Here is a 17759-nt window from a genome sequence, read left to right as displayed (position 1 = left end):
AGCCGGACGATTAGAACCTTAAGTTCATCAGGCTATATCGTCTTATAATTGCTATTCTTTAAAAACATTTCCTCCAAAAAGGTTTACGAAGTAATACTCATTAACAAATAAATATTAATTAAATATTAGTTTGCTTGAATTGAATAGTTGTTTGTTAAAATGAATTATTGTCTGGCTGAACTTATAATTGACAAGTTACTGATTAAATTGAAAGACTTCAGGTTAGTTTCGGGATAGTTTATTTAAAAGCGTTCCATATTTGTCTTTCAAATCAGTAGACAAGTTTAACTAAAATACTTTTTGAAACTAATTAATGAAGTATGGGATTAAGATAACTAGTCAGACTATGATTTCAAACCATATGACTATAATGTACCAAGTATGAAAAAATAATAGCATCTAATCAAGTATGAACATATAATAGCGTATAAAGTGTGAATATGCACTACTTTTATATGATAAAAATATAATTATATGTGACAAGGAATATATTTGCAATTTTGGGGATACTGTGCATATTCCGGATGGTTATTTAGGGCCAAGTACATTTATCGCATTCTGGATCATCATGATCCCGATTTGGATTTATGCAGGAAAGAAAATGGGAACTCTCGGGTCTAAAAGAGCTCCACTGCTTGCTCTAGCATCGGCATTCGCTTTTGTTATTATGATGTTCAATTTACCCGTGCCCGGCGGAAGCAGCGGCCATGCAGTGGGCGGGGCTATAATCGCTGTCGTTATAGGACCATGGGCTGCAGTTATAGCCATATCTATAGCCTTGGCGCTACAGGCGCTAATGTTTGGGGATGGAGGGCTAACCGCTTATGCGACAAACTGTTTCAGCATGGCAGTTATTATGCCTTTTATTGGTTATTACACTTACAAGTTTATTAGCGGAAACACGGATATCAAATCCTCACGAAGGGTAATCGCTATAGCCATCGGGGCCTGGTTATCCCTCACCGTAGCAGCTACGTTCATGGGAGTTATTCTCGGGTTGCAGCCCATTTTATATACAGATGCAAATGGATTACCTCTGTATATGCCATATCCACTAAGCGTGACTGTTCCAGCAATGTTTCTGGAGCATGCATTTGCATTCAGCATCGTTGAAGCGCTGGTTTCGGCACTCATATTCGTCTATATTCAGAGAACAGATCCATCCATATTCTATGCAGAGAAAGCTGCGCCGCAAGAAGTATCTAAAAAACGCACAAGAGACCTGGCTATTGGTATGCTGTTGTTGATAATTCTAACGCCTCTGGGTCTGCTTGCGGCAGGTACTGCATATGGCGAGTGGGCCCCGGAGGAGCTTAAAGTCAGGGTCGGCTATATGCCACCGGGTCTGGAAAAGCTTTCAGACCTCTGGCATGCCCCAATCCCAGATTACAGTTTTTCAAATTTCCATCCGGTTATCGGGTATATTCTAGCAGCTGCAATAGGAGTAATATTGTGCATGGGTATCCTGTACTTCATGGCCAAGAAGATCGCCAAAGATTAACTGCTCATTTTACTTTTTACTGGAGGTTCTATGATCCCAGACTGGATGAAAGAAATAAACGCAGGACCTTGCGAGTGCTCTGTTGTGTATCACGGCAAGAAGAGCTTCATTGGCAGGACAATTGAGGAAATATTCGAGTTCATAGAGACTTCTTTTATTGCGGAGAGCTACTCAAGACGCAAAGGCCTGCTTCAGAGCCTGGATCCTAGGATCAAGCTGATTTCCATCATAGCTGTAGTATTCGCAACGGCCCTGGTAGCGAATCTGAGGATACTGATACTTGTCTATTTCTTGTCAGCGTTAATTGCATACCTCAGCAAGATTGAGGTCAGATTTTTCATCAAACGGGTCTGGCTCTTTATTCCCATCTTTTCGGCAATCATTGTCTTACCCATGATTTTCAATATATTCTTTCCAGGTGATCCTCTTATTCAATTGATATATCTGGGACCTGGCGCCCACATAGGACCGTTTCCACTGCCGGAAAGCGTTTATATTACGAGACAGGGTGTCTACGCAGCAAGTGTTTTTATCATGCGTGTTGCAACATGTGTTTCTGCCATAGTTCTGCTCTTTCTTACCACACCTCAGCAGATGCTCTTTAAGTCCGTACGCAGTGTTGGCGTTCCGAAGATCTATGTTCTCACACTAGGTATGACATACAGGTATATCTTCTTGCTAACTAGTCTGGTTCGCGAGATGTACATTGCAAAGAGAGCCAGAACCATAACATCTCGAAGCATGTTTGAGGAGCAGAAATGGGTTGGGGGACGCATAGGATATACACTGATGAGATCTCTGGATATAAGCGAAAAAGTTCATATGGCCATGATATCCAGGGGCTTCAACGGGGATTTTAAGACGATGGAAGAGTTCAAAATGCGTAAGCGAGATTATATCGCAGGTGCAGCGTCGCTAGCCCTGAGCATAGTCCTGGTGGCGACCTCCCAAAATATATTCAGGTGGACATGAACGTGGGGACGATCTTTGACTTAAGGAATGTATCATATTCCTATACGGGAAAAATAAATGCCTTGAAAGATATCAACTTCAAGGCTAATTCAGGCGAGCAGATATCCATAATTGGCTCAAACGGCAGCGGCAAATCGACTCTGCTGGCTATTCTGGATGGACTCATATATCCAACAGCCGGAGAATTCTACGCCTTTGAGAATATGATAATAGAAGAGGTTTTCGATACTATTAAGGACAATGAATTCAGGTCCTATTTCCGGACAAGAGTTGGCTTTGTCTTTCAAAATTCAGATGTGCAGCTCTTCTCGCCTACGGTCTTTGAGGAGATTGCATTTGGGCCCATGCAGCTTAATATGACTCCGGAAGACGTCGAGACCAGAGTAATGGAAGTCCTGGAAATGATGGAATTGACCAAGCTCAAAGATCGGTCGCCTCACACTCTGAGCGGAGGGGAAAAGAAAAAGGTTTGTATTGCAACTGTCCTGGCTACTAATCCTGATATCCTTTTGCTGGATGAACCTACTGCCGGATTGGACCCGAGAACCCAGCTATGGCTTACAGAGCTATTACAGGAGCTTGGAAACAGGGGAAAGACGATAATTATTGCCACTCATGACCTGGAACTGGTAGAACAGATCAGCAAAAGAGCCATAGTCATGAGTGAAGACCACATGATTAAAGTGGATGGAAACGTGGAGAAAGTGCTGGATAACCTGGAACTCCTTCTTTCCACAAATCTGATTCATGAGCACATGCACTTTCACGGCAAGCTTGTGCATGAACACCTGCACGCCCACTATAAGGAACACATGCACGAGCATGAAACTTAAGGTTGTAACTGACCGGCAAAAACCAGGATTAAGAGCCTATCTGAAAAGTCTTGCTGCTCTGAAAGTTATCCATGCGCATGCGAAATGTAGCATTGCTAGATAATTCTCAATCTTCTTTTCCCATCTAATCAGCAGCCTTCTGAATCTATTCAGCCAAGAATGTGTCCTTTCCACGACCCACCTTCTTGCCCTGTAACCTGGTATATCTATTCTTATGTTTTCTTCTCCACGTTTCCTGATATGAGCAGTATATCCATAATCATCAACCAATTGTCTGATATCAGGAAAATCATATCCTTTATCCATGCAGATATTCTGATTTACTTTATGCGAAGGTCTTTCAATAATAATGGCATCAATCGTTCCTTTCACAAGCTTTTTATCGTGACGATTGGCACCATCCACGACAACAGAAAGCGGTATACCTTTACCGTCTGTTAACAGACTTCTTTTTGTACCTTTTTTTCCACGATCAGTTGGATTAGCTCCTGTCCCAGCTCCACCTAATGGTGCTTTTGTCATAGCATCGTCAATTGCTTGTCACTCCCACTCTAATCCGTTTTTAGTATCGTACTCCAGTAGACCAGTTTGCCACATTTTTTCAAATAAGCCTGATTTTCGCCATTCTTGAAATCGATCATGGACGGTGCTTGGAGCTCCATAAATCGTGGTAATGCCTTCCATTGGCAACCAGTACGAAGAAGATAAAAAATACCACTCAGTAGTCTCTTACCATCTTTTCGAGGTCTTCCAGCCTTCTTTTTCGGTTTAGGGAAAGATAATAATGGTTTGATTTTAGTCCAGAATTTGTTAGAAATCTTGTAGTCCTGTCAGTTTTTTCGTATTGCCACTATCAATATTAACCTAAAATGTAGTTATTCTACTTTTCGGATAGGCTCTTAGTCTCTTGACGAATATTAAAGTCTGAGGAGCAAAATGAAAAATGAGCATTAAAATAAAAAGAAAATTGAAAAGAAAATCGTAAGAAGATGATAACTTCATTAAACGTAAACACTATTTTTAAAAAAATTAATTTTCAGCGGTTAGATGTGGTCGTTATACAAAGCATATATTTGAATTTAGCACAACCGGTAAGAGACGGAAGCCAATAAGCGAAGATCAGAAAAATCGTATCCATTTAGATTGTAAATGAAATGGGTCTCTCCCGCTCAAGTTCTTGCTCCAATCAAGTAACTTTCAAGGAATGCGATCAGAATATTCTGCTGGGTATGGTTTTTCTGATAAGTATGGTTGTCCTACTGGTGCGTTTTATCTTTATTCTTTGTGCTCATGCTCATGTCCGTGTACATGTTCATGCTCATGTTCAATTCTATGTAAATGCTCATGTGTATGAGTCTCTCCTTCATGCTCGTGTTCATGTGTATGTTTGTATTCATGCACATGTAAGTGTATGTGTATGTGTGCTTCTTCTTGATTTTGTTCCTCAGGCTTGTGTACGTGTATGTGTGTTTCTTGTTCTTCCATTTTCTCACTATCCTTTTATTTTTTCAGCCAAAAAGTTCATCAATTGTATTTTACTACCTTTAGGTTAATTATTGTTATTTATTAAATACTTTTTGGAAGATTATTTCTATTTAGTAATATTAAACTTCTCAAAATTCGCACTCATCCCTTCTCACTCATCCCGGGAGTATTGTCGCTAAAAAAGATTTTTTAACCTACTTTGATTCTTTTTAGTGGACTACGCTTGTGTTTCCAAAAAGAACTAACATTGTTATAAACAGCCGGTCTCAAAACCGAATTGAATACTACAATTGAATAAACGTGTTTACTTTTTATACAGTCGGTTATTCGGGGATCCTTCCAGATTATGACAAAGTATTCCTTGCCAATATCAGAATGAGACTGAGGTTGATATGGACTGCAAGGTATCAGTTTTATTCATGTAGGCCATGCGATTGAACTGGAAAAGAATTCCTGCATCTCACTTTTAAACGCTTGCTGGAGGACAGGGGATTTTTCAAAAATTTGTCTCCAGAACTTGCGCTCTTCCTCATCAAAGCCGTTTACTCCGTTATACAAGTGGAGGACCTGAAATCCCAGTAATTAGCAATAAGTTCCTTGAAGTCGATAAATACTTCAGATACTAATAGCAAAAAATATTAATGTAGGGATATACTAATATACTTTTTTATCATAATAAATATTACTAAAATTTTATTAGATCAAAAAATTTCATACATAAAAAACTAAAATTATGAATATATATTGCCCAAAACATAACTATTCAGGCTATTCAAAATCAGTATTTTGATATCGATTTTGGCATGGTAGCTAAGCAGATTACTACCTGAGGAGAATAAAAAACATTACCAATACCAACAAGTAAAGAAAAATCAGCTAGGAAATTCATCCTTAAAGCCTTAATGGGATTTTGGTGAAAGGACTAAAACATCATAGAATATGTATTATCCCTCCATTTATTGCCCTGTTAATTCTTATTCTTTTTAAGGGATTACCTGGATTTACATTGTTAGACTAAAGCGCAAGCAGTGAATGGAAACAAGAAGTACCAATATAGTCTATAAAATATGTAAAATAAAAACCATAACACATAAAACAGATAACTTCATTAGATGTACCACTATTTCTGAAAAATCATTTTTCAACGCTTAAAATACAATCTTCATACAGGACGTTTTCAAGTATGAGCATATCGAATTCCTCACACAACTTTGAAATCACAACAAACACTCTACCAGAAGCGGAAGGCATGATAACTCCTAAAACAAAGACCAGCCTCGAAGAAGTAAACAGGGCTTCTGAAACAAGTGTTATTCCTATCCTTGAAATCAAAGACCTTTGCTATAGATATCCTCATCTTGATTCAAACGCCCTTGATAAAATCAACTTGAAAATATTTAAAGGGGAGAGAGTTGCCGTGCTCGGGGCTAACGGGGCAGGAAAATCAACTCTTTTTAAGCACCTCAACGGGATCCTGCGCCCTCTTTCCGGAGAGGTCCAGGTAAAAGGAGAAATAATTACTAAAAAGAATGTCCGGATGTGCAGAGAGACCGTGGGCATAGTTTTTCAGGACCCCGATGACCAGGTGCTTGCTCCTAGTGTTGAAGAAGACATAGCTTTTGGGCCTATCAATATGGGGCTGTCCAGAGTAGAGGTTGAAAAGAGAGTAAAGGAAGCCCTGGAAATGGTGGGACTTACGGGTTTTGAAGAAAGAGCCCCTCACCACCTGAGCGGGGGGCAGAAGAAACTTGTGGCAATTGCAGGCATCCTGGCCATGCGTCCTGAAGTTATCGTGCTCGACGAGCCGACAGCAGGCCTTGACCCTCTGAGTTCTGCCCGCATCCTTGAGTTGATTATGAAAATGAATCGGAAGCTTGGGATCACCCTGCTTCTTTCCACTCATGACGTGGATGTCGTTCCTTATTTTGCAGAAAGGGTTTTCGTACTCCACCATGGAAATCTTGAAGCTGATGGAAGCCCGGATGAGATCTTTAACGATTCCAATCTACTGGGGAAAGCTCACCTCAGGCTTCCGAGAGTGGCTGAAGTATTCGAAATGCTCCAGCAGGAAGGACTCGATGTAAACATACAGATTACAGCCGAAAAAGCCAGAGATGAGATCCTGCGGCTCGTACGGGACAGAAAATCGGTGGGATTGATTGAAAGCCGAAAAGAAGGCTCCTTCTCGGAGAATCTATAATGGTAACTCTCACTGATATTGAACGTGAATCCTACAAAAACAGTCCCATACACAGGCTTGATCCCCGGGTAAAATTGCTTTTTTCGATTGCGATAATCATTTACGTGGTTAGCCTGCCTAGGATTCACGAGAATAATATGGTTCGCCTTTTTGCCATAGAAGTTTATTTGCTGGTTCTTGTGCTTGTTGCCGGGCTGGATTTAAGGTATTTTTTCCTCCGCATTCTTGCGATTTTACCCTTCGGGCTTGGAATTGCCCTTATCCAGCCTTTCCTGAGACCTGCCTTTATAGAAAATTATACGGTTTACCCTCTTGACCTGCCTTTCGGGCTTAGCATAACCTATGAGGGACTCGCCTTTGGGAGCTCTCTGCTTGCGAAATTTCTGGTCTGCATAACATCCATCGTCCTACTCTCTTCCACCACGCGGCTGAAAGATATGGTTTCAGCAGCCGACAGGATAGGCATCCCGAGGGAATTTACGCTGCTTCTGAGCATGATGGTGCGCTATCTCTTCCTTTTCTTGTCCGTCCTCAAAAGGATAAGGGTTGCACAGCAGACAAGGCTCTTTGACATCTGGAATAAAGATGTGCCGAGGAAATGGGTCATCGAGCAGGTGGGAAACAGCATGAGCTCAATCTTCATCCGCTCCTATGAGCAGGGAGAAAGGACCTATATCAGCATGCTTTGCAGGGGCTACGGAAGCGGGCACGAAAAATCGTATTACAGGACTAAAATCAGAACCCCAGATGTCCTTTTTCTGCTCCTGAGTGCAGGTTGTATATTATATATTCATCTTTATGTCTGAATGACTTACTGCCTTAAATCCCTGAAACCGAGAGATATAGTTATTAAAAAGACCTTATTTTGTATTGACCCTTGAAATCAACCGTTATTAATCAACGATTGTTTAGAATTTAGGGGTTTTGATGAAGCTGGTACTTTTTTTATCCGGGCTTATGATCTTCCGTGACCCAAAATGTAATTCTGAATTTCGTCCCCTCTACTTTCTTAAGCTCTATTTCTCCATCAACCTGATCAACAAGGATATTTACTAGCTGCAAGCCCAGGGATTCGACACTTTCTAACGCTACGTTTTCAGAAATTCCTTTCCCATTATCTGAAATTATCAGGCTGAAAAGGGATTTGTTTATTTCGGGATCCAGTTTTTCCCTGCAAAGCCGGATTCGAATATCTCCCTCTTTTTCAGTAAAGGCATGTTTGAGAGAATTCGAAACGAGTTCGTTAACAATTATTCCTAACGGGACAGCGGTATCCATATTGAAGAAGGCATTTTCTTCCAGATCCAGGAACAGTTGAACATTTTTACTACAAAGGCTGTAGGTCTGGAGAAGATTTTCAGCCAATTTTTGGAGATATACTGAAAAGTCCAGAGTATCGGTTCCTTCTCCTTTATAGAGTTCTTCGTGTATCAGGGACATTGAGATTACACGGTTCTGACTTTCCCTGAAAGCTTCAAGAATTTCCGGAGTAGTAACTGCCTTCTTATGACTGAACTTTTCAGCCTGAAGGTCAAGAAGAGAAGAGATTACCTGTAAGTTGTTTTTTATTCTGTGGTGGATTTCTTTTTTCCTGGCATCCTCAATTTTCACCAGGTTTTCTTTTGCTTTTATTCTCTCGGTGACGTCGGTTATTGTGCTCTGATGATTGTCAGACCTCCCATTCTTGCCCGGAATCTTCTGATATACTTCATGCACCCATTTTATTTTTTCGTCCTTACACCTTATTCTGTAGCTAAGTTTCCCATAATGTGGAGAGCGGGCATTTTTGATCTCTCTTTCTTTTTTGAGGAATAAAGGCAGATCTTCCTTCTCAACAATTTTTCTCCACCGCTTTTTAGATATTAATTCTTCTTCACTGTACCCTGTAATTTCTTCTACGTTCCCTTTTACAAACTCCAGGTTGAGATCCTCGTCTTGCTGAAAAGCAATCCCTGTAAAGTTCTGTATAAAAGAACGGTACCTTTCCTCGCTTAATATAAGCGAGTCTTCAATTTTAGTACGCTCCGTAATGTCCTGGAGGGTTCCCTTCATTCTAATGGGAGTATTTTTTCCATCAAAAATAACTTCTCCATGTGAATGGACTATGCGCTCTTCTCCATCAGCTGAGATGATCCTGTGATCAATGCTAAAGGGGTCTCCTTTTAAAGCTCTTTTAACGGCATTATCCACATATTCCCGATCGTCGGGGTGTAATTGAGTTAAAACATCATTGTGCGATAAACCAGATTTTCCAGGAGTACACCCAAAAATATGATACATTTCATCAGACCAGCAGAGTTCATCACTTACAATATCCCATTTCCAGCTTCCAATATGAGCCATTTTTTGAGCTTCAGAAAGATCTATTTCACTCTCTTTCAATCGTTTGTAAGCCTTTTCAAGCTGCATTGTGCTCTCTTTAACTAATTCTTCTAAATAATCGTATGATTCTCTCGATTCAACTTCTGCATTTTGTACAGCGCAAATAGCGGATTTTTCTACTTTTCTGCACCCGGGATTTCCTATCCGCTCCCATATACCCTCTCTTTTTATCAAAGAGAATCGATGATTTACTGCAATGTCAATTATCTCGATTGCGCTGTACCTGTCGAGAAAATAAGTGCATAGCGCCATTATCTGGCAGTTCTCTATGATGTTATCCAGTTTTTCTTTGAGGTAAACAATATCATTCCGGTTTTCTTTTTCCAGCAAGGGATTATTCACGGACAATCTCAAACCGTCATAGCCATTGGCAAGAGCTTCGTTAAGTTTCCCGACCAATCCGTTTAATAGCCCCTCCAGATCAAAAGTACCCTCTTCAGGAAGCCAATGCGTACGGGTAATGATTTCAATTTGACCTTTCTCCAGATAAACATCAATATCCGGGGAATAATTCCTCAAAGCTTTTTTTGCTTCTTCTACATCGGGAGGTTGTGACGTGATCCAGAGACAAAATTCGTTACCTTCCAACCCTGCTTTAAAATAGGGAACAAGTATATCCATCAAATCTTCTTTGGTTTGATAGAACTGGCACAGGTGAACTCCCCAGTGAATGTCTCCAATAATATCGATGCCAGAACTCCTATTGTTCGTTCCCATCCCCATCTCTCCAACTTAGGATTTACGCAGTGGCAGGTTTATATAAAGAATTCCAGGCATTATTGGAATTTATTCTTTACATTTCAGAATAATTTTAAGTTTTCAAGGATTCAGCTGCGTAAGTCATAATGTATCTAGTTTTGTTAAAAAATAAACATTGTTTGTCATTTATACATATCGTCAGTAACACGATATAAACGTTTATGACATTTTAAACATTTATGACATTTATTTTGAAGGTGCATTTTTAAGATATTTTATATTTTTGGCACAAAGTCAAGACTTCTACCCAAGGAAAGTCTTCTTATAATGCCCAAAGCCTCCAAAAGCGTCAAGCCTCTGAAATTAGCTGTAGAATTTGCCCTGTTACAAATTTTTCTTTCAATATAACATGCAAAATAAGAATTTATTAATAATAAATAATATTTTTTGGAATAAATATATTAAATATACGATCGTACTTCAGATGCTTGTTAGTTGTATCCAAAAAAATTACAAAAATCAATAATTTTTTCCGCATCCTTCTCCTCATTTATAACCTCGGATCAGACTGTAATGTCTCTGGAGCCTTTTTATCTTCGTTTAAGAAATACAACCGTATTATTAACTGGAGGTTTCGGCTGAACCCTGAGATATTCTTCAAACCCTGAAGGCGGCTCAAAGAGGGAACTCCCGTCCATAACTCTTCGGAGTCCCTTTTCGTAGAGGCGGTAGGAGACCTTAGTTCCTCCGGGAAGAATTTTTGCCAGGTGGTCGAACACCTCCTTTTTGGGTTCAGCCTGAGCGGCGACCATATAAAGGTAACATCTGGTTTCAAGGGGTAGGTTGAAGTGGTTTCCTTCAACTATTTTGATGCTTTCGGAAAGTCCGAGACAGGCAATCACCTCTCTCGAAAGCTTTGCCCTTTTTTCGTCCTGCTCTATTCCGATTCCGAAAAGGCCGTATTCGTGGCAGAGTACTATCAGACTCAGAGGGAGAGGGCCGCTTCCAAGAAATAGGATGCAATTTCCGGGTTTTATACCGGAACCTGTATATTCGGTCCTGGCAAGCTGCAAGTAGTTCGAATAAAATGTAAAATTCCGGAGAGTTTCCCACGGGTCCGAGCTTTCAAGAAGGCTTTTTGCTTTTTCGTTTTCAAGTTTCAGATTGTATAAAAACCGGAATCGGGAAATTGAATCTACCAGAAAATCAAAATCCGGACTTTTAAGGATTGTATCAATAGACTTTTCATTTACTTCCAGGGCTGCGAGTTCATCCAGCCTGTTAAATAGTACCTGCAGCTCACTCGCGGAATCCTCCTGAATATCCTCTTCTCCAGAGCTCTTTACCAGAGCAGAAATCTGCCGAAGTTCGGCAATTAAGGAAGCAGTCTCGATTTTTGGAATGTTATTCACACTCCAGGAAGATGAGGGTGTTGTTTGCCCCACAGGAAGGGTTTATTTCATTTATTTTCCGAAAACCCCGGGTATGCTCAGGAAGGACAGGCCAGTAGAATAGCTGCCTCATGCCCGTATAGCTACGGTAACACACGGAAATAGGCTTATCATTCTCGAATTTTTTCTTTTTGATTATTGTATGGAGATTCTGGAAAATACGCGGCTTCGGTTCAGCAAGAGCTGCTATGAGCACGGCGTCCCATTCGAGTTCCGAAAGCATATTCTCATCCCCTTCAATAATACTGATTTCTTTTTCAAGACCAAAGTGCTTTACACAGCTTTTTGCCAGAGCTACTGCTTCTGGGTCTTTGTCTATTCCAATGCAGTGAATGCCGTACAGTTTACTGAATAGCAGCAGGGTGACAGGAAGGGGGCCACAGCCTATAAAGGCCAGCACTTTAATTCGGGTGGAATTCTGGAACTGGGTGTTGATCAGATTTTCATATCTCGGATACAGGGAAAAGGATTCGAGTATTTCCCAGGGGTTTTCATTGTCAAGAATTTTTCGTGCAAGCTGGATTTCATGAAGGCTAAAATAACTGCTGTAGCTGGAATGGACTGAAGGAAGTAAGGCCCTAATTACAGGGTCCTGAAGCACAAACTCACAAATCGTGCTGTCAACGTCCAGATGCCCCAGCTCATCTAGCTCGGAAAATATCTCATAGAGCTCTTTCAGATTTGATTCTGCAATTGTACTTAGATCACGGTTTTTAATATTGTCGTAAAAATGCAATATGTGTGATCTTATGTTGCATAATTGTGGCTCATATTCCCGGAATAGGACTAAATGAGAGTTGCCTTCAGCGTTCAGTAAACTATTCATGAGATCATATGCCTCTTTATCGTTCTTTTATTATACTTCTAAAATTATTTATTCAAATTTAATTTAACGTTTATTTTTTCGGATCCAGATAAAAAGCTTTCTACAATTTTCGAAATGTATGTATGTTAAAAAGTTTTGTTGCACCAAGTAAAAAAAACCTGATTAGAAATGTAAAACTAATCCGTATAAATCGTCAGGATCGTATGAACATAAATAATAAAAAAATGTTAACGGTGAAGAAATAAAAATGTCAGGGCATCTTATGGAAAAAATTCAACTAAAAAATATGAAGGGACAAAGAAAGCTTATCCTTGAACTTTAAAGCTTATCCTTAAATTTTCTGCCCCGATATCAGAAATATGGAGTTATTCTCAAACAGCCTCTGTGAAAACGGGTGCCGATTTCTTTGAAACTTACGCACCTCTAGGAGAGGATTGATTGCAGTGTTCACAAGTCCTGTTTCGGAAAAGAGAAGAGAGATACTTTCCGGGCTTATTTTCTCATAGAGGGGAAGAGAATTCCTTATCGGAGCGTAAGAGTTCTTGAAAATCCGGTTGTACTGTTTTTTCTTCGCAAGGCTTTCTATCAACTCGGAAAGCATCCTTTTGATGTACCTGTCCGGACGGGGATCAAACCAGTTGCCATCTATGGCAAAAATCATGCCTCCCGGTTTAAGGACTCGCTGCCATTCGCGAACAGCATAGGAAGGCTCCTGGAGGGTCCAGAGCAGGTATTTGTTCACAACCAGGTCAAAAGAGCAATCTTCGAAAGGCAGGCTTTCCGCGTCCCCATGGAAGAGATCAATTTCTAGGCCCATGTTATCGGCGTTACGCTTTGCTTTTTCGAGCATTCCTTCGGACAGGTCTATGCCTGTTACTTTATGTCCCATCTCGGCAAAAAGGAGGGCTAGAAAGCCTGTGCCTGTTCCCACATCCAGTACTTTTAAACGCTTGCCGGAAACCAGGGATTTTTCAAAGTTTTGTTTCCAGATCGTTCGCTCTTCCTCATCAAAACCGTTTACTCCGTTTGTGTAAGTGGAAGACCTGAAATTCCAGTAATTGGCAATAACTTCCTTACAGTCGATAAATATTCCTCCATGTAATAATGAGAATATTGTAATACACAAATATTCTTTTTTTAATAATAAATATTACCAAAGATTGAAATCTGATGAGCATATATTACTTAATTGCTTATAAAAGCAATCCATTGGGAATAAAAAAGGTAGTATATAACTCATTGGGAATCAAAAAGGTGATAAAACGGGATTGATGTGGATTAACATCAACTTTTCCGGGATGAATATCTATTCGGCTTGATGGAATATTCCAGGATACTTATTCGATAGAAAAATAAAAAACCCGACACATGAGAAGATTTTCTAAATAAATTATCAAAAAAAATAATACCATAATGTATATATGTAATACTGAATTATTTAGGATTATCAGAAAATCTTCTGAAAAATATCTTCAAAAATAGACATTAGGAAGAGTCATTATAAATTTCTAGTGGTGCTAGTTAACGTGGTAGCACTTAACAAATTTTGGTCTTTTGGGTGTTTTTTATCTTTATATGATGAATATTCTGAAAAACATGGGAAATGGAATGTTCACAGTGTAAACGAAGATAATCAAAATAAGGTGAAGATAGAGGAATACGAAAATGCATATACCTGATTCTTTTATGCCGTTAAGCCAGGCAATTGTCTATTGGATAATTGCCCTTCCATTTATAATAATGTCAATGAAGTGGGCAAAAAATGATCTTGACGAAATGAAAGTGCCCGTTCTTGCCGCCCTTGCAGCAGGGATCTTTGCTATCCAGGCTATGAATATTCCCATAGGGATGGGGACAAGTGGACACATGGTAGGAGCAACCCTTGTTGCCATCGTCTTCGGAAGCCCCTTGGCTGGTGTACTTGTACTCACACTCGTGCTGCTTGTACAGGGTTTTGCCTTCGGAGATGGCGGGATCACTACAATGGGTGCAAATATCCTTAACATGGGCATCATTTCCGGGTTTGTCGGATATTATACCTATGTTGCTCTTCGCAAGATTACAGGCACAAGCATTGCAGCCTTCGGAGGCGCGTGGCTAGGGCTATTTATCTCGGCAATTGTTTGCGCAGTTCAGATGTGGATTGCAGGGACTTTCCCCCTTGTTCCGGGTCTCATTGCAATGGGAACCTATCATCTGATAATTGGTTTTGTCGGTGAAGGGCTGATAACTGCAGTTGTAATCACAGCGATTGCAAAATCCCGCCCCGATCTCCTTGAAGACGATTTCACTGTAAAGTCGGAGAAATCCAAGAAGGAGGCTCATGCATGAGCGGAAACTCTAATATGAAATTCCTTTACGCCGGAATTGCAATTGCGCTTTTGCTTTCAGTTCTTGCTCCTTTTCTTGCATCTTCCGACCCTGACGGACTGGAAAGTGCGGCTGGAGGGATAGTTGAAGAATCGAAAATGTCCGCAATTGAAGAAATGGAACCTGCAGTAAGTTCTCCTATGCCTGATTATGCAATTGAAGGTATGGGAAAAAGCGGAGAAGTCCTGGCGATTGCAGTGGGCACGATTGCAGTACTGGCAATAAGCTTCGGTTTTGGAAAGGTTTTTAATAAAAAAGCCTGAGCAAAAAAATCGTTTTCCTTTTGAAAAGCCGTTTTTCTTCGGGGGGAGCGGCTTCTCATGTATTTTCTCCTTAGATTTTTATGAGTTTTTTGTGTCTCTTTTATGAGTTTTTTGTGTCTCTTATTAGTATTTTATTAGTATTTTATTAGTATTTTTCATGAGTTTCTGATTTAAATATTATTTTTCCGGATTCTCTTCAATCAAGATATTTTTGACCCTAAGAATTTCATTTCTTACTCTCCAATAAATATAATGCTGGAAGGGCACAGCTTTTTTACAACACAAATATGGCACCTGGGTTTTCTTGCCTGGCAAACTTTCCTGCCATGATAGATCAGGGTCATGGAAATTGAATCGAGGTCTTCTTTTCGGGCAAGGGCTATCAGGTCCTTTTCAATTTTTTCCGGGTCGGAGTGCATGGTAAAGCCAAGCCTTCTTGATACTCTTTTTACATGGGTATCCACGGCAATACCTTCTATTACCCCAAAAGCCCTTGCAAGTACTATATTCGCGGTTTTTCTCCCTACACCGGGAAGGGCTACCAGTTCCTCCATGGTCTTCGGGACTTCCCCCCCAAAGCGTTCTACAATTATTTGTGCCGCAGCTTTGATGTTTTTTGCTTTGTTTTTGTAAAAGCCAGTGGAATAAATGTCAATTTCGAGTTCCCTGAGGTCTGCCCCGGCATAATCCTCGGCAGTCCTGTATTTTTTGAACAAATTTTCAGTTACTCTGTTGATCTGGACATCTGTTGACTGGGCGGAAAGGACAGTTGCTACAAGAAGTTCCAGGGGGTTGCTGTAGTTAAGAGAAGGTTTTGCATTCGGGTACTCTGCTTTCAAAAGCGCCCATACCCTGTCAAAATTATGTCTGTTGTCGGGGATATCATACTCCTGCAGGGGTTCACTGGGAGCTGATTTCTTCGATTTGTTTTCGGTCATCGAAAAAACTCCGGTCCGTATTTGTTTTCCGGCTTCAGCCGTAAACACAGGTTTTTTAAAGGCATCTGGATCTCTTTTTATTTTACTTTTTCCGGATAAAGATGATGGGGATCGGGTAAAGGTAAATAAGTCAAGATAAATCTCAGATGACCTGTTTCCACACAACTGGAGTTTACAACATATAAAGAATATCGGAACATGTCGTTGGATAGGTGAACACCATTTTCTTTATGCTGGATGCCCTTAGCCCAAGCTGCATTGCCATAGCAAATATATTGATGGTCTCTTCGGCATTCGGTCCCAGAATATGGGCTCCTGCTATACTGTCATTTGTTTTATCGAGAATTACTTTTGAGGCTGCAAATTCAAGTCCTGCTCTTCGGGTAGTGTTCCATTTACTGCGGTCACGGAAAATTACTCTGTGTTTATCATTAACCTTTGCTTCGGTGATCCCGACCGAAGCCAGGACAGGAATAGTAAAAACTGCACTCGGAGTCCCCGTGTAATCTATTTCAACTCCGTTCTCCTCGAAGATGTTGGCTGCTGCGATTTTCCCCTGCAGGGTTGCTACCGGAGTAAGCTGCATGCCTTCGGCAGTACAGTCTCCTCCGGCATAAACGCGGGGGTTTGAAGTTCGCATGTGCTTATCAACTATAATCCCTTTTTTTTCAGCTTTGATCCCGGCATTTTCAAGCTGCAGGTCTTCTATATCAGGAGTTCGACCTGCACCGTTTACTACCATGTCTGCATTGAAAGTCTGAGTTTCGGATTCGGTTTCGGTTTTGTATTCGGTTCTGACCAGAAATCCGTTCCCTTCTCTTTCGACAGCTATCACCGGCCTGTCTGTAAAAATCCTGATGCCTGCACTCTCAGAAGCCTTGACAAGCAGATCCACCATGTCGGAATCAAAATTTCCCAGGGGCTTTTTGCTTCTGTGCAGGATTAAAACTTCTGCCCCTGCTCGCAAGGCAATATGTGCAAACTCGAAAGAGACATACCCGCCCCCGACAAAAATTATCTTTTCAGGAAGCTTCTCGGTTTCCATGAATTCTTCGCTTGTTGTAAGGTATTCTTCACCCGGGATGTTCAATTTCCGCGGTTTTGAGCCGGTCGCAAGGAAAATATACTTTCCCTTAAGTTTGTTTTTCCCGACAAGTATGGTATTCTCATTCTCAAAATTAGCTCTCCCGTGATACATATCAATTCCCATATCTGCGAACATTTTCTCGGCTTCACGGGGATAATCCCTGGTAAACGTTCTCTTGAATTCGATAAGTGAAGGCCAATTGATTTCCAAAGGCTTCTCTGTTCCCGCACCTTTGCCTATAAGCCTGTTGTTCCAGTCCGTAGCTTCCGATGCGCCTGCAAGAGCTTTTTTGGGATCGCACCCTCTAAGAGGGCAGGTACCTCCGTACTCCCTCGAATCAATAATAGCAAACTTCAATCCCGTGGATTTTGCCCTGCCTGCAAGGGTTCTGCCTGCAGTGCCCGTCCCGAGAATTATAATATCGTACTCTTTTTCCATCGGCTTCCCATCTTTTTCCCTGTTTCTCTAAATATGAGCTTAAAAAGTAAAATTGATTTTAAAAATCAGGAGCAGAGTGAAAGAATAATTCTGAAGAATACCACTCCCGTACTCCTTATTCTTTCCTATTCCTGACAATAAAAATTTCACCTAAACTTTTATTCAGAAAGAATGTCCTTATCTCAGGGGGATGAAAAAGATAGTTCAAGATACCAAAAACTTAAAGAACTAGAAATCCGTGAGGTTCATGATCAAATGTTAACAGAAATGTTGCATTTGAGGGATTTAACTCTGATTTTCTTCAATAACAAAAT

At 40.6% G+C, this 17759-nt stretch carries 16 protein-coding genes and 1 pseudogene; 8 read left to right on the top strand and 9 right to left on the bottom strand.

The features are described from left to right. Positions 1-511: 511 nt before the first annotated feature. Genes cbiM (MSSIT_RS17740) through MSSIT_RS17730 form a run of 3 tightly spaced genes read left to right on the top strand, consistent with a single transcriptional unit; the run spans position 512 to position 3306 of the window. Complete coding sequence (gene cbiM / locus MSSIT_RS17740; protein ID WP_048173824.1) at positions 512-1501, top strand: cobalt transporter CbiM; 990 nt, start codon at positions 512-514, stop codon at positions 1499-1501. A 30-nt stretch (positions 1502-1531) separates the two neighbouring features. Further along, complete coding sequence (gene cbiQ / locus MSSIT_RS17735) at positions 1532-2473, top strand: cobalt ECF transporter T component CbiQ (protein WP_048173823.1); 942 nt, start codon at positions 1532-1534, stop codon at positions 2471-2473. Then, on the top strand, positions 2470-3306 hold the full coding sequence (locus tag MSSIT_RS17730; protein ID WP_231589969.1) for an energy-coupling factor ABC transporter ATP-binding protein: 837 nt from the start codon (positions 2470-2472) through the stop codon (positions 3304-3306). The genes cbiQ (MSSIT_RS17735) and MSSIT_RS17730 overlap by 4 nt, the downstream gene beginning before the upstream one ends. 36 nt (positions 3307-3342) lie before the next feature. On the opposite strand, the pseudogene MSSIT_RS17725 reads toward MSSIT_RS17730, so the two are convergent. The 3 genes and pseudogenes from MSSIT_RS17725 to MSSIT_RS23715 form a co-directional block, all read right to left on the bottom strand. Next, positions 3343-4100: pseudogene (locus MSSIT_RS17725) on the bottom strand (IS5 family transposase). Between the two features lie 462 nt (positions 4101-4562). Then, the gene (locus MSSIT_RS17720) at positions 4563-4799 is read right to left on the bottom strand and encodes a hypothetical protein (protein WP_156158902.1); all 237 of its coding nucleotides are present in this window, start codon (positions 4797-4799) and stop codon (positions 4563-4565) included. A 409-nt stretch (positions 4800-5208) separates the two neighbouring features. Continuing rightward, entirely contained in the window at positions 5209-5349 is a 141-nt protein-coding gene (locus tag MSSIT_RS23715) for a hypothetical protein (RefSeq protein ID WP_156158901.1), read from the bottom strand. A 691-nt stretch (positions 5350-6040) separates the two neighbouring features. On the opposite strand from MSSIT_RS23715, the gene MSSIT_RS17715 reads away from it, so the two are divergent. Together MSSIT_RS17715 and cbiQ (MSSIT_RS17710) are read left to right on the top strand one after the other, a co-directional pair. Next, a complete protein-coding gene (locus MSSIT_RS17715) occupies positions 6041-6991 on the top strand; it encodes an ATP-binding cassette domain-containing protein (protein WP_231589967.1) in 951 nt (316 codons plus the stop codon). Next, entirely contained in the window at positions 6991-7797 is an 807-nt protein-coding gene (gene cbiQ / locus MSSIT_RS17710) for a cobalt ECF transporter T component CbiQ (RefSeq protein WP_048173821.1), read from the top strand. The genes MSSIT_RS17715 and cbiQ (MSSIT_RS17710) overlap by 1 nt, the downstream gene beginning before the upstream one ends. Before the next feature lie 139 nt (positions 7798-7936). Here the strand turns inward: cbiQ (MSSIT_RS17710) and MSSIT_RS17705 are convergent, their stop codons facing one another. From MSSIT_RS17705 to MSSIT_RS17690, 4 genes are all read right to left on the bottom strand, one after another. Then, a complete protein-coding gene (locus tag MSSIT_RS17705) occupies positions 7937-10096 on the bottom strand; it encodes an MEDS domain-containing protein (RefSeq protein WP_082089061.1) in 2160 nt (719 codons plus the stop codon). A 566-nt stretch (positions 10097-10662) separates the two neighbouring features. Beyond that, positions 10663-11517: a nicotianamine synthase family protein gene (locus MSSIT_RS17700; RefSeq protein WP_231589963.1), complete on the bottom strand. Its 855-nt coding sequence runs from the start codon at positions 11515-11517 to the stop codon at positions 10663-10665. After that, positions 11477-12259 carry a nicotianamine synthase family protein gene (locus tag MSSIT_RS17695; RefSeq protein WP_231589961.1) on the bottom strand — a complete coding sequence of 261 codons (783 nt, stop codon included), beginning with the start codon at positions 12257-12259 and terminating at the stop codon, positions 11477-11479. Before MSSIT_RS17695 ends, MSSIT_RS17700 begins: the two co-directional genes overlap by 41 nt. Before the next feature lie 421 nt (positions 12260-12680). Then, positions 12681-13475 carry a class I SAM-dependent methyltransferase gene (locus tag MSSIT_RS17690; RefSeq protein WP_231589960.1) on the bottom strand — a complete coding sequence of 265 codons (795 nt, stop codon included), beginning with the start codon at positions 13473-13475 and terminating at the stop codon, positions 12681-12683. A 400-nt stretch (positions 13476-13875) separates the two neighbouring features. On the opposite strand from MSSIT_RS17690, the gene MSSIT_RS23710 reads away from it, so the two are divergent. The 3 genes from MSSIT_RS23710 to MSSIT_RS17680 are packed head-to-tail and all read left to right on the top strand — an operon-like array spanning position 13876 to position 14982. Further along, entirely contained in the window at positions 13876-14028 is a 153-nt protein-coding gene (locus MSSIT_RS23710) for a hypothetical protein (protein ID WP_156158900.1), read from the top strand. A gap of 7 nt (positions 14029-14035) precedes the next feature. Continuing rightward, positions 14036-14680, top strand: a complete 645-nt coding sequence (gene cbiM, locus MSSIT_RS17685; RefSeq protein ID WP_231589958.1) for a cobalt transporter CbiM — start codon at positions 14036-14038, stop codon at positions 14678-14680. Beyond that, on the top strand, positions 14677-14982 hold the full coding sequence (locus MSSIT_RS17680) for a PDGLE domain-containing protein (RefSeq protein ID WP_048173817.1): 306 nt from the start codon (positions 14677-14679) through the stop codon (positions 14980-14982). The genes cbiM (MSSIT_RS17685) and MSSIT_RS17680 overlap by 4 nt, the downstream gene beginning before the upstream one ends. Before the next feature lie 233 nt (positions 14983-15215). On the opposite strand, the gene nth is transcribed toward MSSIT_RS17680, so the two are convergent. Continuing rightward, positions 15216-15920: an endonuclease III gene (gene nth, locus MSSIT_RS17675; protein ID WP_048173816.1), complete on the bottom strand. Its 705-nt coding sequence runs from the start codon at positions 15918-15920 to the stop codon at positions 15216-15218. A gap of 172 nt (positions 15921-16092) precedes the next feature. After that, positions 16093-17445 (bottom strand): dihydrolipoyl dehydrogenase family protein, encoded by a 1353-nt coding sequence (locus MSSIT_RS17670; protein ID WP_048173815.1) that lies wholly within the window; start codon positions 17443-17445, stop codon positions 16093-16095. Between the last annotated feature and the right edge of the window lie 314 nt (positions 17446-17759).

This window comes from Methanosarcina siciliae T4/M (genome assembly GCF_000970085.1).
Lineage (GTDB): Archaea > Halobacteriota > Methanosarcinia > Methanosarcinales > Methanosarcinaceae > Methanosarcina > Methanosarcina siciliae.
This window is presented reverse-complemented; position numbering and strand designations above follow the sequence as displayed.

Coding starts and splice junctions, on each gene's coding strand:
- nth (WP_048173816.1), bottom strand. CDS start 15,920: ATGACCGAAAACAAATCGAAGAAATCAGCTCCCAGTGAACCCCTGCAG.
- cbiM (WP_231589958.1), top strand. CDS start 14,036: ATGCCGTTAAGCCAGGCAATTGTCTATTGGATAATTGCCCTTCCATTT.
- cbiQ (WP_048173821.1), top strand. CDS start 6,991: ATGGTAACTCTCACTGATATTGAACGTGAATCCTACAAAAACAGTCCC.
- MSSIT_RS17680 (WP_048173817.1), top strand. CDS start 14,677: ATGAGCGGAAACTCTAATATGAAATTCCTTTACGCCGGAATTGCAATT.
- cbiQ (WP_048173823.1), top strand. CDS start 1,532: ATGATCCCAGACTGGATGAAAGAAATAAACGCAGGACCTTGCGAGTGC.
- MSSIT_RS17705 (WP_082089061.1), bottom strand. CDS start 10,096: ATGGGGATGGGAACGAACAATAGGAGTTCTGGCATCGATATTATTGGA.
- MSSIT_RS17670 (WP_048173815.1), bottom strand. CDS start 17,445: ATGGAAAAAGAGTACGATATTATAATTCTCGGGACGGGCACTGCAGGC.
- MSSIT_RS17730 (WP_231589969.1), top strand. CDS start 2,470: ATGAACGTGGGGACGATCTTTGACTTAAGGAATGTATCATATTCCTAT.
- MSSIT_RS17715 (WP_231589967.1), top strand. CDS start 6,041: ATGATAACTCCTAAAACAAAGACCAGCCTCGAAGAAGTAAACAGGGCT.